General features: G+C 26.6%; 14 protein-coding genes. 5 read left to right on the plus strand and 9 right to left on the minus strand.

Going from position 1 to position 15,605, the window contains the following annotated elements; all coding sequences use genetic code 11:
* Together H9660_RS11790 and H9660_RS11795 are read left to right on the plus strand one after the other, a co-directional pair.
* A complete protein-coding gene (locus tag H9660_RS11790; RefSeq protein ID WP_191750578.1) occupies positions 1-456 on the plus strand; it encodes an Rrf2 family transcriptional regulator in 456 nt (151 codons plus the stop codon).
* Positions 457-597: 141 nt separating this feature from the next.
* A complete protein-coding gene (locus H9660_RS11795) occupies positions 598-1,227 on the plus strand; it encodes an NAD(P)-dependent oxidoreductase (RefSeq protein ID WP_191750579.1) in 630 nt (209 codons plus the stop codon).
* A gap of 93 nt (positions 1,228-1,320) precedes the next feature.
* Here the strand turns inward: H9660_RS11795 and H9660_RS11800 are convergent, their stop codons facing one another.
* From H9660_RS11800 to H9660_RS11810, 3 genes are all read right to left on the minus strand, one after another.
* Positions 1,321-4,449 carry an SbcC/MukB-like Walker B domain-containing protein gene (locus H9660_RS11800; protein WP_191750580.1) on the minus strand — a complete coding sequence of 1,043 codons (3,129 nt, stop codon included), beginning with the start codon at positions 4,447-4,449 and terminating at the stop codon, positions 1,321-1,323.
* Positions 4,449-5,615 carry an exonuclease SbcCD subunit D gene (locus H9660_RS11805; RefSeq protein ID WP_191750591.1) on the minus strand — a complete coding sequence of 389 codons (1,167 nt, stop codon included), beginning with the start codon at positions 5,613-5,615 and terminating at the stop codon, positions 4,449-4,451. The genes H9660_RS11800 and H9660_RS11805 overlap by 1 nt, the downstream gene beginning before the upstream one ends.
* Positions 5,616-5,696: 81 nt before the next feature.
* On the minus strand, positions 5,697-6,548 hold the full coding sequence (locus H9660_RS11810; RefSeq protein ID WP_191750581.1) for a patatin-like phospholipase family protein: 852 nt from the start codon (positions 6,546-6,548) through the stop codon (positions 5,697-5,699).
* Positions 6,549-6,715: 167 nt separating this feature from the next.
* Here H9660_RS11810 and H9660_RS11815 point away from each other — a divergent pair, with 167 nt between their 5' ends.
* The gene (locus H9660_RS11815; RefSeq protein WP_191750582.1) at positions 6,716-7,633 is read left to right on the plus strand and encodes a DMT family transporter; all 918 of its coding nucleotides are present in this window, start codon (positions 6,716-6,718) and stop codon (positions 7,631-7,633) included.
* A 52-nt stretch (positions 7,634-7,685) separates the two neighbouring features.
* Here H9660_RS11815 and H9660_RS11820 read toward each other — a convergent pair whose 3' ends face one another.
* From H9660_RS11820 to H9660_RS11830, 3 genes are all read right to left on the minus strand, one after another.
* Positions 7,686-8,207 carry an ECF transporter S component gene (locus H9660_RS11820; RefSeq protein WP_191750583.1) on the minus strand — a complete coding sequence of 174 codons (522 nt, stop codon included), beginning with the start codon at positions 8,205-8,207 and terminating at the stop codon, positions 7,686-7,688.
* A 199-nt stretch (positions 8,208-8,406) separates the two neighbouring features.
* A complete protein-coding gene (locus H9660_RS11825; RefSeq protein WP_191750584.1) occupies positions 8,407-9,426 on the minus strand; it encodes an acyltransferase family protein in 1,020 nt (339 codons plus the stop codon).
* On the minus strand, positions 9,423-10,235 hold the full coding sequence (locus tag H9660_RS11830; RefSeq protein ID WP_191750585.1) for an alpha/beta hydrolase: 813 nt from the start codon (positions 10,233-10,235) through the stop codon (positions 9,423-9,425). Before H9660_RS11830 ends, H9660_RS11825 begins: the two co-directional genes overlap by 4 nt.
* A 122-nt stretch (positions 10,236-10,357) precedes the next feature.
* On the opposite strand from H9660_RS11830, the gene zupT reads away from it, so the two are divergent.
* Positions 10,358-11,131, plus strand: a complete 774-nt coding sequence (gene zupT, locus H9660_RS11835) for a zinc transporter ZupT (RefSeq protein WP_191750586.1) — start codon at positions 10,358-10,360, stop codon at positions 11,129-11,131.
* Between the two features lie 148 nt (positions 11,132-11,279).
* Here the strand turns inward: zupT and H9660_RS11840 are convergent, their stop codons facing one another.
* Together H9660_RS11840 and H9660_RS11845 are read right to left on the minus strand one after the other, a co-directional pair.
* Positions 11,280-11,897: a DUF4397 domain-containing protein gene (locus H9660_RS11840; protein WP_191750587.1), complete on the minus strand. Its 618-nt coding sequence runs from the start codon at positions 11,895-11,897 to the stop codon at positions 11,280-11,282.
* 16 nt (positions 11,898-11,913) lie between these two features.
* Positions 11,914-13,182 carry a hypothetical protein gene (locus tag H9660_RS11845; protein ID WP_191750588.1) on the minus strand — a complete coding sequence of 423 codons (1,269 nt, stop codon included), beginning with the start codon at positions 13,180-13,182 and terminating at the stop codon, positions 11,914-11,916.
* 144 nt (positions 13,183-13,326) lie between these two features.
* On the opposite strand from H9660_RS11845, the gene H9660_RS11850 reads away from it, so the two are divergent.
* Positions 13,327-14,613 carry an aminotransferase class V-fold PLP-dependent enzyme gene (locus H9660_RS11850; protein WP_191750589.1) on the plus strand — a complete coding sequence of 429 codons (1,287 nt, stop codon included), beginning with the start codon at positions 13,327-13,329 and terminating at the stop codon, positions 14,611-14,613.
* 169 nt (positions 14,614-14,782) lie between these two features.
* Here the strand turns inward: H9660_RS11850 and trmB are convergent, their stop codons facing one another.
* Complete coding sequence (gene trmB / locus H9660_RS11855; RefSeq protein WP_191750590.1) at positions 14,783-15,436, minus strand: tRNA (guanosine(46)-N7)-methyltransferase TrmB; 654 nt, start codon at positions 15,434-15,436, stop codon at positions 14,783-14,785.
* Positions 15,437-15,605: the final 169 nt, after the last annotated feature.

Below are 15,605 nucleotides of genomic sequence, written 5' to 3' on the forward strand. Positions count from 1 at the left end.
ATGCAAATTTCAAGCCGTTTTACTATTGCTATTCATATATTTTCTTGTATTTATATATTTCAAAAAGATTATAAAATCACTAGTGACTTTATTGCTTCAAGTGTAAATGTTAATCCTGTTATAATACGAAAAATACTATCTCAATTAAAATCTAAAGGATTAGTGGAAGTACAAAGAGGTAGTGGTGGTGCTTCTATTTCAAAGCCATTAGAAGAAATTACATTCTTTGATATTTACAATGCAGTTGAATGTATTGATAATGGACAGCTATTTCATTTCCATGAAAATCCAAACCAAAATTGTCCAGTAGGAAGAAATATCCATAATGTTCTAGATATTAAATTAACACAAATTCAAAATACTTTAGAAGAAAAACTTAAGAGAATAACTTTAGCTGATGTAATGAAAGATACTCAGTATTATATCCTAAAAGAAAAAAATAATATAAATTATTAACACGCTCAATACTATATGGGCGTGTTTTTTTATAAAAAATAATATCAAAAACTTTTTCATTGTAACTATTGACATTACAACTCAAAAGATATAAGCTATTATTGTAATAAAGATTGTTACAACAAAAAGGAGGAGATTAAAATGAAAATTGTAGTTATTGGTTCAAATGGAAAAGCAGGAAAACTTATTGTTAAAGAAGCTGTTGAAAGAGGTATTGATGTTACAGCTATTGCAAGAGGAGAAAATAAAAGTGTAGCTAAGAATTATATTCAAAAAGATTTATTTGATTTAACAAGAGAGGATTTATCTGGTTTTGATGTTGTAATTGATGCTTTTGGGGCTTGGACAGAAGAAACTCTTCCACTTCATAGCACATCTTTAAAGAAACTTTGTGATTTAGTAAGTGGTACAAATATTCGTTTATTAGTTGTTGGAGGTGCTGGAAGTTTATTTGTAAATTCTGAACACACACTTACTGTATCAGATGGCGCTGATTTCCCTGATATCTTCAAGCCTTTAGCTAATGCTATGGCTAAAGCCCTAGGAGAACTTCGTCAAAGAAACGACGTAAAATGGACTTATATTTCTCCAGCAGGTGATTTTCAAGCTGATGGTGAAAGAACGGGAAAATACATTCTTGCCGGTGAAGAATTAACTTTAAATTCTAAAGGTCAAAGTGTTATTAGTTATTCTGATTACGCTATTGCTATGATTGATGAAGCAACAAAAGGAAACCATATTCAAGAAAGAATTAGTGTAGTTTCTGAATAAATACTTTTATAATTAAACAATGGCATTATATTAATAAGGGGACAGTAGTTAGTTTTGTTTTTACACAAAATTAACTACTGTCCCTGTCAATATCTAAACTCTAAATTCGGCCTTACTTCCTTTGTTAGTAGATGTAACTTCTAATTTCACATCTATTCTATCTTTTAATTCTTGAACGTGAGAGATTACCCCTACTACTCTTCCATTATCCTGAAGGTCAATTAGGCAATCTATAGCTATATCTAGAGATTCTGGATCTAATGTTCCAAATCCTTCGTCTATAAATATAGTGTCTAATTGAATTCCACCTGAATATCTTTGTACTACATCTGCAAGACCTAAAGCCATTGCAAGGGAAGCTTTAAAGGATTCTCCACCAGATAAGGTTTTTACATCTCTTGATTTTCCTGTGTAATTATCAAAAACTTCTAAGTCTAGTCCTTGACCTTTTCTTTTATCTCCAAGTTCTTCTTTTCTTAATAGTTCAAATCTACTATTTGTCATTTTAGAAAATCTTATATTAGCTGCACTTATAATATCTTCAAAATAAGCTGCTAAAACATATCTTTCAAAGCTTATCTTTCTTGGATTGTCTCCATTTATAATTTTAGATAATCTACCTATTGTTTTATATTTTTCTTCTTCTTGTACTATCTTTTTATTAAATTCTAAGCAAGTTTCTAAAGTTTTGCTATTTTGATCTATTTTAGAGTAAACTTCCTTAATAAGATTATTTATATCTTCACTTTCTTTATTGACTTCCTTAATTGAAGCTTCTATTAAAGCTATATCTATAATCTTTAAATCTTTACATTCTTCTAATGATAAACTATATAATTTATGTGAATTAGATAAATTTAGATTATATTTTTTAATTTCTTCTTCTATTAATTCAATTTCATTTTCTTTTTTTCTTTTACTTATATAATCCTTATAATCTTTAAAGCCTAAAGATAAAACTTTTTCCTTAAATTCTACTAAAGCAGATTCTCTCTCTCTATTAGCTTCTTTTTTCATATTTTCTAAGGTTTCTTTATTTCCATTTTCCTTATCAAAAATACTTTGTACATTTTTAAAATATGCTTCTGATTTTTCATAAGCTTCCTTTAAAATTTTAAGATTATTATTGATATCTTTTTCTTCTAAGTTTAATTCTTCAATAGTTTTTATATTGCCCTTAAAGTCATTTACTATATTATTTAAGTTTGCTTCTTGAGTTTTAACTTCACCTTCTCTAAGTAAAAGTTCTTCACTCTTATTTTCTAATTCTTTTCTTAAAGCATCATTTAAATTCTCTGAATTAATTTTTTTATTCTTTAATTCTTCTTCTTTTAATATTCTGCTTTCCATTTCTTTTTTCTTTAAAGTAATACTATTTAAAGTTTTAGATGTATAATTTAACTCTTCACATACTTTTTCTAAATTTAATGCTATATCTCCTAATTCCTCATTAAATATTTCATTAAATAACTTATTGATATTATCATTTTTTAAAGAGTCTATTTCAGCTTTAATTTTAGTAAGACTTGTTAATGAAGCTTCCATATCTTTTCTTGATTTTTCTTCTTCTAATTTAGCTTTTTTAACCTCATCTTCGCTTATATCCTTATTTTCTAATATAGCAACCTTAGGATGAGCCTTCGATCCACAAACAGGACACTCTTTCCCCTCTTCTAAATCTTTAGCTAAAATCCCTGCTAAATTTCTTCTAAAGCTTTCATCTAAAGCTTCATAAATATTTCTTTTATTTATATAAATATTATTTAACACTTCATAATCATTTTTTAATTTCTCTTCTTTTAATAATTCATTAGTTAACTTATTTAAACTAAGTTTAAGAGAATTTAACTTTTCTTCTTTATTTTTATAATTTAATTCTTCTATATTTAATTTTGAAGCTTCTTCTTTTAAATTTTGTATTATAGCAATTTCATCATTTATTTTTACTACTAATTTAGAATTTTCTTCTATCTCTTTTTTAATCTTTTCTATTCTTTCTTTAATTTTTCCATAAGATACTTTTAATAAGGTTAATTTTTCACTATTTTCCTTGTAAATTAAAGTTTTATCCTTTAAACCTATTATTTCATCTAACTTTTTTGTTAGTTCATTTTTTAAAGGTTCTTTTTCTACTTCTTTTTTAAAGTTTTCTTCAGCCTTTTCTAAATCAATTTTAAGTTTATTTACTCTTTCTATGCTTGCACTTAAATTATTTTTTATTCTTATTAAAGCTTTATTTTTTTCATTATACTTTTCTTCATAGTTTAATGCTGTAACAGCTTTCTTAGCATATTTTAATTCTTCTTCCTTAAGCTTAAATTCTTCCTTTAAAGCATTTAATTCTTCAAAGTCTTTTCTATACCTTTCTAAGGTTTCTAACTTTTTATTAACTTCTTTACCTAATACTAATTCTTTAGATAAAGTCTCTAATTTAAGCTTCAGATTATCATTTTTTTCTTTTAAAGCTTTTTCTTCTTCTTTATCACGCTCTATAGATTTATTAAATTCTTCTAGTATTAATTCAACATTTAAATCCTTATTTAAAATAAGAGCCCTTAGTAAAGTATCATCTTTTCTTAATTTAAAAGATCTTATTCTATTTTCTCTATCTCTTAAAACTTCCTCTATGGATTTCTTTAAATTATTAGCTTCATTTTTTATATTTTGCTGAATATCAGAAAAAATCTTAGTTCCAAATATTTTTCTAAATATTTCTTCCTTCTTATCACTATCAGAATTAAGTAGCTTTTTAAATTCACCTTGTGGAATCATAACAAGCTGTTTAAATTGATCTGATGTTATTCCAAGAATCTCTTCTACTTGTCTTGTAACTTCCTTTGATCCAGTAATAGTTTTATCATCATATATAAGCTCTGCTTCTGCCTTACTTTCAGTAAAACCTTCTCCCTTTTGCTTAGGTCTAAAATATTGAGGAGATCTTTTTATATAATATTCCTTTCCCCTTAAAGAAAACCAAAGCTTAACTTCAGTCTTAGTTGAAGGCTCTGCAAAATCACTTCTCAATGATTTTCCATCTCTCTCACTACCACTTGCTTCACCATATAAAACAAAATTTATAGCATCAAATATAGTTGTTTTCCCTGCTCCTGTATTACCAGTAATAACAAACATATTTTTATCACTTAAGAAACTTTCAAAATCCAATTCTTGCTCAGTTGCATAAGGTCCAAAAGCAGATACTATAAGTTTTTTAATTATCATTACTCTTCTCCCCTTTCAGCCTTGCTTATTATTTTCTCCATAATTTCTATTTCTTCACTTGCTACTTCTTCTCCAATTATTTCACTATAAAAACTCTTAAATAAGTCAACCTTTGACTTTTTCTTAATGTCATTTGCCAAAACTTCCTTATTAGATCTTTTTGAAAGCTTTTCTTCTCTTATAAGCTCCATAACATTTGGATAAACTGCTCTAAGCTTAGCCATAGGATCTAATATCTCACCCTTATCTTCTAATATTACCTTTATATAATCTTCATTATTTTCATTCTTATAATCTTTTAATAATTCCTCTAAAGTTCCTTTTTTAACTCTAAAATCTCTTCTTTGCTTTAAATCATAGATTTCAATATTAACTTCACCATTTTCATCTATATCAACTATAGTTATTCCTTTTCTTTGATTAACCTCTGAAAAAGAATACTTCATAAGCGAGCCTGAATATCTTATTTTTTCACATCCTACTTTTTGAGGCCCATGTAAATGTCCAAGAGCAGTATAATTAAATCTTTCGAAATGCTTATGACTTATAAAATCTGTTCCACCTATAGATAAAGGCTTTTCTGATTCACTTTCCTCTAATTTTTCTATTCCTTCTTCATTTACTTTTGTAATATATCCATGAGCAATTGCTATATTTCTCTCATTACTATTGAAATCTTTATCTATTTCTTCCATTATTTTAGCCATAGATAAATCATAATTTTTTATATTATCATCCTTAAATAATTCTCTTACAACTGGAACATCAGCATAAGGTATAGGGTAGAAATTGACTTTTCCGTGCTTATCTTCTAAGGTTATCTTTTCTATATGTCTTTTTAAATTCCCATAAATATATAAGCCACTATCACATAGTAGTGAGCTTGCAAAATCTATTCTTTCATTACTATCATGATTTCCTGCAATAGCTATTATTTTTGTATTTAAATCTTTAACTATTTTTCTTAAGTATCTATTTAATAATTCAACTGCTTGAACAGGTGGTACAGATCTATCATATAAATCTCCTGCAATTAAAAGAACATCTGGCTTTTTTTCCTCTATAGCCTTACATAATTCTTCTAATATATATTCTTGATCTTCTGTCATATAAAATCCATTTACAAGCTTACCTATATGCCAATCTCCCATATGGAATATTCTCATTTTTCTCCCCATCTCCTTTCAATTACAATTATTAAAATAACCTTCTTATATTATTTTAATATATGTATTTAAATAATTTATCTAAGCTTCTAAAAATTTCTTAAGTTTCTCTGCAAGAGCTTTAGCATCCTCATAGCCCCTATTATATATTGCTTCAAGTTTATTTTTATCTCTCTCAAATCTACTTACTTTTAAAGGAATAGTTGGTCTTATAACAAAACATTTTCCTTCACTTTCTAGTTTATCTAATAAATCTAATGTATCATTATATATTTTATATCTATTTTCCATAGCATTTATAAGCCCTGGATGCTCCTTATATTTTTTCTTTATTATTGGCATTATCTTTGTTTTGCTTTTTCTATATCCCTTATGCTGAGTTAATATAACTACATGCTTTTCTATTCCGTCATCTATAGCTTTTTGAATTGGTATTGGTGCTGAAATTCCTCCATCTAAAAGCTTTTTATTATCATAATCAATAATCTTAGCAACTAAAGGTAAAGAAATAGATGCCTTTAACGCATCATAACCATCTTCATTAAAATCCTTTATATTATAAAACTCAGGCAGCCCTGTTTTACAATTGGTAGAGCCTATAAAAAACTTTGCTCCTGAATTTATAAAGCTTTCATGATCAAAGGGCTCTAATTCATTAGGTATTATATCAAATAACATATCCATACCAAAAGCTGATCCAGTTTTAAATAAGTTACTAAAACTTAAATATCTCTTATCCTTAATATAATTTATGTTAACCCTATAATTTCTCTTCTTTTGCTTAGAAATATAAGAAACACAGTTGCAGGCACCAGCTGATACCCCTACACAGTATTTTATATGAATATTTTCATCTAATAATAAATCTAGTACTCCAGCAGAGTAAACGCCTCTCATGCCGCCACCTTCTAATATAAGCGATGTATTCTCCATAGTTCCTCCTTTAAATATCTTGATAATATAACTATTTCCATTAATTTAAAATTATATCACTTTAGAATGAAAATGCTAATATTTTTATAAATTTGCTTTAGTAAGATTAAATATTTATAATTTAAGTATATCATTTATACAAATCTATAATAAAGGAGTTTATTCATATGAAAAAAATCAAATTTCTGCTTCCTATAATTTCTGGAGGTTTATGGGGATCTGCAGGTATATTTGTTAGAAAATTAAGTTATTTCGGAGCAAATAGTTACACTATAATATCTTCAAGAGCTTTGCTTGCTTTACTTATATTATTAATTGGAATTCTAATATTTGATAAATCATTACTAAAAATAAAATTAAAGGATGCTTGGATTTTTATAGTAACAGGTATCTTTTGTATGCTTGGGCTAAACTTTTGCTATAATGCATCAGTAAATCAATTATCACTATCCTTAGCAGCCGTATTACTTAGTTTATCTCCAATATTCGTAGTATTTCTAGCTGCTATATTTTTTAAAGAGCAAATTACTTTCCATAAAATAAGTTGTATGTCCTTAGCAATTTTAGGATGCCTACTTGCAAGTGGTATTTTAGAAAGTACTACTGGAATGAAATGGTCAGTAAGCGGAATTTTAATAGGAATATTATCTGCATTTTTTTATGCACTTTATAGTATAATTTCTAAAATTGCAATGGGAAAGGGATATGAAGCATTAACTATTACTTTCTATAGCTTATTAACACTTGAATTTGTTTTACTACCATTTACTGATTGGAATATACTTAAAGACTTTGTAATGGTAGCACCAGTTAACCATTCTATATTTATGTTTTTACACTCATTATTTACATCTGTGCTACCATATGTGCTTTATACATTATCCTTAACTTACATAGAAGCTGGAAAAACATCTATTCTAGCTGCTGGAGGCGAACCTATAGCTGCTATGCTTTTAGGAATGTTATTCTTTTCAGAGATTCCAACTATATTATCATTAGTAGGCTTATTATTAACTATTATTGCCTTATCATTTCTATGTATGCCACCCAAAAATAAGTCAAATGAATTAACTGAAGTTTATTAAGTATAAAAAGGAACTGATATTAATATATACCAGTTCCTTTTTATACTTATTATTATATTACTTCACTAGTGAATACATCATATAGTTTTTTTCTTCTAGCTTTTGCTAATGCATTTGCTAGTGCATATGAAATTGCTCCATCTACAAAATGATGTATCATAGTCCCTACTGCAACAACAACTACAAATTGATATACAGAAAATCCAAATGGAATAACTACTAGTCCCTCTAATATTCCATGTATAGGTGCTGTAATTGCAATTGCCTTTTTAAAATTTTTATCTTTTTTAATTATTAATGCTCCAACATATCCAACTACTATATGCATTGCTGCTCTAGCTGCTATTACTAATGGAATTGTTATAAAGAAACCAATTGCAGACCCTACTCCTACTGCAATTGCTACTTCTGGAGCTATTAACATTGCTAAAAACATTGGTACATGTGATGCTATAGTTGCTGTAAATGGTCCTATAACTATTCTTAAAAAACCAAATTGTGTTGGAATGATAATTGAAATTGCTATTAAAACAGCTGCAAACATCATCTTCCTAATTTTTTCCCTATTATCCATAAAAACTCCCCCTTAAGTGTATATACACTAGTATACTATTCATATATTTAGTTGTAAACATATTTTAAATAAACACATCGTAAAGTATCGTAGTAAATTGACTTGGAACTATAATGTGGAACATGGCTACGACACTTTACCACTTTCAAACTTTATTGCAATTTCCTAGATAATAAAAAAGTAGCTGAAATAAATCCAACTACTTCTTAAATTTCTTATATTTGTTATATGACTTTTTTCCTGTATCAATACTTATATTTACTGGATAAAATATGCCATCATATACTTTATTTACTCTCTTCCTAGATAATACATAAATTATTAAGAATGGACTTGTAAGTATTAATATATTACCTAATATACTTATATTCCATTTAGGAATAAAGAAATATACTAACATAACTAAATAAATATGAAAAACATATATATTCATGGTTGCCTTTCCTAAATTTGAGTATGCTTGCTTTTTATTTGGAACTAATGATATTACACAAATATTAAATATTATAGAAGATAAATATAAAATAAATCTTAATATAATTCCTTTTAATAAAGAAACATCTAAATCATTAAATGAATAAGAATAATATAAAAATTTATAATCAAATAAATTGGTTTTTACTATATAAATAGCTAAAAATAAAAATACTACTACTCCTACTTTAGATAAAACTTTATTAAAGTTACTTATTTTGAATAAATCCTCTTCTTTAGTGTAATATCCTAAAAGAAAGAATGGTAAAAATACTATTGTTCTTGATATGGATAATGTATTACCTACACTTGGAAATATACCTACAATAGCTCCAACTATAAAGCTAACAATTAATATATATTTAAACTTAACAAGATACTTTAATGAAATTCTCCAAAAGAACAAACTCAATAAATACCAAAGCGTCCATCCGGGAGAAACTAATGAAAACATTACTCTATTTGTGCCAATATAAACTGCTGTATACCAAATCACATTGAAAATTATATATGGAATCAGTAAATTTCTTATAGCCTTTCTTTTCATCTTATAAAAATTCTTAGATAAATAACCTGAAATATATATAAAAAGTGGCATATGGAATATATATACATAAACGTATAATGTTCTTAGTATATAATTATCTTTTATGTAAAATTCAATTACATGTCCAAAGACTACAAAGAAAATTAGTACTACCTTTAAATTATCTACTAAATAGTTTCTATTTTTTATTTCACTCATACCTTTTCTATAAAATCTAAAATATCCTTAGATTCCTTTTCTCCCTTATTTAAAAATAAAGAAATTATATCAGAATGATGTTTACCCTTAATTAATTTCAATTTAGCATCTCCATTTAACTTTTTTATTTTCTCTACAAAACTTATTGAATTCTCAAAATCTATTAGTGGATCTTTACTTCCGTGAATGCAAAGTACCTTTAAATTAATTTCATTATTTATAAGATTAATTGGATTAACATTCTCTGATTCATTTTCATTTCCTAAATAATTTTCTATTAATCTTTGTGAATGCTTAGATTTACACTTAGTAAAATCTAATACACCTGATAAAGTAATTAATCCTTTAAATATACTCTTATCTATTTTATATTCTTCTTGTTTTTCTTTATTAAAAACTAAATTAGCTGAGAGTTCTCCACCTGCTGAAAACCCCATTACAACTATTTTCTCAACTTTCTCTTTACTCAAATAATTACTTAAAGCTAAAAAAACATCATCTATTTGTGTTGGATATTTATAAAATGGTACTAATCTATATGCTGGTATAACTACTGTATATCCTAAGTCATTAAAATATTTTCCTATACAGCTTGATGTCTTAGGGCTTCCATGCCACCAACCTCCACCATGTATAAAAAAAATTGTTGGCTTATTTTTATCACCACTAAATACTCTATAATATTGTTTTACATTATCTCCATATTTATAAGTAATAAAATTATTTTCTTTACTCTTTAAATTTATAAAAAAAGCTTTGCTGATTAATGGCAGCATTACAAACTTTTCTTCTATTTTATTTCTTAGCATATAATCCCTCCCATTTATCATCTAACACAGTTATATATTATAAAATTTATGTAATCTTGCATAGTATTTTTAAATTTAAATATATTTATTAATATATTTAATACTTTAAAAGGAGATTTATAATGATAAATAATAACTCACTTATACCACTAATATTATCTTTATTAGCAGGGCTTTCAACTGTTATAGGTGCTTTTATTTTATTCTTTTCTAAAGCTGAGAATAAAAAATTAATTACCTTTGCCCTATCCTATTCAGCTGGAGTAATGATTACAGTTTCATTTACAGATCTTTTCATATCTGCTGAAGAAACCTTAAGCAAGCATAATGGAAATATAAAGGGTGTACTATATTCATTACTATTTTTATTAATAGGTGCTTTAATGGCTTTACTTATAGATAAATTTATTCCAGAAGCACCCAAAACTAATGACAATACAAATGAAAAATTATATAGAGTTGGATTTGTATCAATGATAGCTTTAATGATACATAACTTTCCAGAAGGTATAGCTACCTTTATATCAGGATATGAAAATACATCTTTAGGAATATCAATTGCACTTGCTATAGCACTTCATAATATTCCAGAAGGCATATCTATAGCTATGCCCATTTATTATTCAACTAAAAGCAAATTCAAAGCATTTAAGTACACTCTATACTCTGGACTTGCTGAGCCCCTTGGAGCTTTTCTTGCTTTTCTATTTTTAAGACCATATATAAATGATATTATTTTATCTATAACCTTTGCCTTAGTTGCAGGCATAATGCTCTACATATCCTTTGCAGAACTTATTCCAGCAGCTCGAAGATATAAATATCATTCAATATATTTATTCTCTATTTTCCTTGGCATATTTACAATAATACTAAGCCACACATATTCCCACTAAAAAATATAAATAAAATATAACTACTTATCTATGTAATATTATTTTATAAATATTTAGAGGCTGTAAAACAGCCTCTAAAAAAATCAAAATTGAGTAATTTGGAACAAATTACATCCTTAATTCTTCATTTTTAATTCTTAATTCTAAATTACTGTCCTCCGTCCTCTAAAAGTAAATATCCTAGAGTAGGCTTTCTATTTAATAAACCTATAATATAAATAGTATAAAATTTTCCATTATTAAGTTCTTTATTATTAATATACTTATATAATCCTGAAGATCCAGAAAAATTAACTTTAAAATCATAAATAGCAGGAGATAAAGGATAATAGCCAGTAGTCTCTAAATACTCAACATTAGCAAAAAGGCTTATATCATTTGGTAATGATAATGACAACAAAGGAGCGTTAGGAGATAAATTTATAAATCTAAGAAAAGAATTTGTTATTTTATCCTTTATATTAGCATCATTTAATACCAAAATATCTAATTCATCACTTAAAGCCACAATATTAACTGTAGAAGTTGTATTAGGTAAAATGTCAATGCTTTTACTTACTATAAGTTTATCATAACTACCTGCGGCATATAATTTAACTTCATACTTACCTGGAGATATATTTTCATAGCATGTTACATCTGAGAATGATATCCCTTTTCCATATGATACTTCACCTAAATATATATCAACTGCTGGCGCTGTTGGAACTGCATGAAGAAATCTTATTTTACTTTGTAGATTAGGCATATTTTGACGAAACAACAAATTATTCACCTCACTTTTATTTAGAACTTTCTACAGTTATACTAATTATCTTTTTTATTATCATTTCATAAATTGGCTTAGGAATATTATAAGCTCTAAAAGTATCAATTATAGACTTATCATCTTTTATAATTGTAAATATATTTTCTCCCTCATTGTTTTTATTTTCTTCTCCTCTAAATCCTATATCTAAATAATCTTCAAAGTCTAAATTTCTTAAAAGTTCCATATGAATAGGTTCTTGAAATACACCATTTCTATTTTGTATTATAGGCATACTCATATTGTTATCTAGTACATCATTTTTATTATTCATATTTATATTATTATTTTGATTACTTGTGTTTCCATTTTTACAATTAATATCATTATTTTGGTTGTTCACATTTCCATTTTCCCAATTCGTATTATTATTTGTATTATTCACATTTCCATTTTGCCAGTTCGTATTATTACTTGTATTATTCACATTTCCATTTTGCCAGTTCGTATTATTACTTGTATTATTCACATTCCCATTTTGACAATTCATATTAGGATTTTGATTATTCATATTTCCACTTTGCCAGTTCATATTAGAATTTAGATTATTCATATTCCCATTTTGCCAGTTCATATTAGGATTTTGATTATTCATATTTCCACTTTGCCAGTTCATATTAGGATTTTGATTATTCATGTTCCCACTTTGCCAATTCACATTAGGATTTTGGTTATTCATGTTCCCACTTTGCCAATTCACATTAGGATTTTGATTATTCATGTTCCCACTTTGCCAATTCACATTAGGATTTTGATTATTCATGTTCCCATTTTGCCAACTCATATTAGGATTTTGATTATTCATGTTTCCATTTTGCCAATTCATATTATTATTTTTATAAGTACCTTTATTTTTCATGTTTTGAGAATAGTTATTATCTTTACAGTTATTATCTTTATTATAAGAAAAAAGCTCCTCACCTAAAGTTTCTGATGGGTAGTATAAATCAAAATCTTCTTCAAATTCATTTTTGTCTTGAGCATTTTGCATATTTAAATCATTTTTTTGTGTAAAATCTAAGGTTTTTAACGATGTTCCTTGTAAATTAGAATTATCTATAGGAGAAGCAAATCCAAAAACGAAGCCATCTGGAATATTATTAAAAGTAGGAAGTGTTGAATCAATTGTTGGAAACCAATTTGAGTTTTTATCCGTAAATGGCTCCATGATATTTAAAGGTATGAATTTTAAATCATCCTTATCTCTTTCTATATTACTTTCTATATTAAAATTATTGCTCATATATTTCCTCCAAAAAATATTTCATTATATGTATACGCTATATTCTTATATATGTTCTCTTTTATTGCATTAGAACAATCTTAATCTACATTTACTATCACCTTACTTTAGTCGTTTGAATATTATATCAAGGGAGGTTTTGCTATGAACGATTTAACAAATAATTCTTTTAGGCATCTATTTATAGGCCTTGATAAAAAAGTTCCAATTTATAATAATAATAAAATAATAGCAATAAATTTTGATAATGCTGCTACTACGCCTGTTTTTAAGAGCGTTCTAGCTAGAATAATAAAGGCCTGTGAATTGTATGGGGCTATAGGTAGGGGGCTTGGGCAAAAGTCTGAGTATTCAACAAAGGTATATGCTGAATCCAGAAATTATCTCTTAGATTTTTTTAAAGCTCCAAAGGATAAATATACTGTTATCTTCGTTAATAACACTACTGAAGGAATAAATAGACTTTCTAATATGCTAATAGAAGATAAAAATGATATTATAATAACATCTAGAATGGAGCATCATTCTAATGATTTGCCTTGGAGAGGAAAATGTAATCTAAAATATATTGAAGTTGATGAGCATGGAAGGCTAAAACTAGATGAATTAGAATATCTACTTGAAAAATATAATGGATTAGTAAAGTATGTTTCACTTACTGCTGCTTCAAATGTTACAGGTTATATAAATAATTTATCTTATATTTCAAATCTAGTTCATAAATATAATGCTAAATTAATAGTAGATGGAGCCCAAATTGTAGCCCATAAAAAAATAGATTTCACTGAAAATTCAATAGATTTTCTGGTCTTTTCTGCACATAAAATGTATGCTCCCTTTGGCAGTGGGGCAATAATTGGTTTGAAAGATGTGTTTGAAAGATTAGATTCCGATCTTAAAGGTGGCGGAACAGTAGATACTGTTTTAGATAATTCTGAAGTCCTACTTCCCCCTCCTGAAAAAAATGAAGCTGGCAGTCCAAACTTTTTTGGTGCTATTGCTTTAGTTGAAGCTATGAAAGAATTAGATAAAATTGGTTTTGATACGATTGAAAGCAACGAACGAATACTATTAAAACACGCTATTAATGGTCTTACTTCTATTCAAGGTGTTACTCTCTATGGAGATAATTTAAAAATTGATGATAGACTTGGAATAGTTGTATTTAATATTAAAAATTTATATCATGCAGAAACAGCAAAATTATTAGCTAATCTTAGAGCTATAGCTGTTAGACAAGGAGCCTTTTGTGCTCATCCCTATGTCAAAAGATTACTTCAAATTAATAATGTTGAATATAGCAGATATTTAACAGATAATAGCTGTAATATACCTGGTATGGTAAGAGCAAGCTTTGGAGTATATAATTCTACAAGAGAAATAGATATCTTCTTAAATACAGTTGAATTAATTATTAGATTAAAAAAGTAACCTTTACAATTAATTTTTTATCTCAAAAAAATTAAGGTCATTGAAACTATCATAATCTTCAATGACCTTTTTATAATTTTTATTTTAAGTTTTTAAATATTAAAATATCATAGCAATATGACTTGGAACTTATGATATCCCCTTGATATGATGCTACTTTAACACTTTCTTATCTTTTAGCTATTAAAAATTTTATTTTTATACCTTGTTCACTAAACATATTTTCATGTTCAGTTCTTACATTTCCTTCAAAATCGCTATTATGTAAATCATAAGTTATATAATCTATTTTAAAACCATTTTCTTTAAAGTATTCTAATGATTCTTCAAATAATTCATCATCATCAGTTTTAAAATATATTTCTCCATTCTCACTTAAGAAATTCTTATAATTTTTTAATTGATTTGTATGAGTAAGTCTTCTTTTTTTATGTTTTTTCTTTGGCCAAGGATTACAGAAATTAATGTATATTCTATCTATTTTATCTCCATCGCCTAAAATATCATTAATTAATAAAATTTCTTGAGCCATTAGCTTTATGTTATTAGTTTCTGTTTGCTTTTCATTATATGATTTTTCTATATTTCTTTTTGCTAGTACTAAAACTTCATCTTTAATATCTATAGCTATATAATTCTTATCTTTATTTTCTGCTCCATGTACAGCAATAAAAGTACCTTTTCCACAGCCTAATTCTAAATATATTGGATTATCGTTATTGAAAAATTCTCTCCACTTTCCCTTATAATTGCTAGGATTAGTTATAAAAAAACTACATGCTTCTAATTCCGGTCTAGCCCAAGGCTTTTTTCTTAATCTCATGTTATTCACTCCATTTTTTATAATTCATAACTATTATACCTATTTATTATACTTGTATCAAACTTTATTTTTTAACTCAAAAAATGAGTATAGTACAAAGTACCATACTCATTAATATTTAAAAACTAGTTTTGTCCAAAGTATCTATCTAATAATCCCTTGAAAGCTT

This window comes from Clostridium gallinarum (assembly GCF_014836325.1).
GTDB classification, from domain to species: Bacteria; Bacillota; Clostridia; order Clostridiales; family Clostridiaceae; genus Clostridium; species Clostridium gallinarum.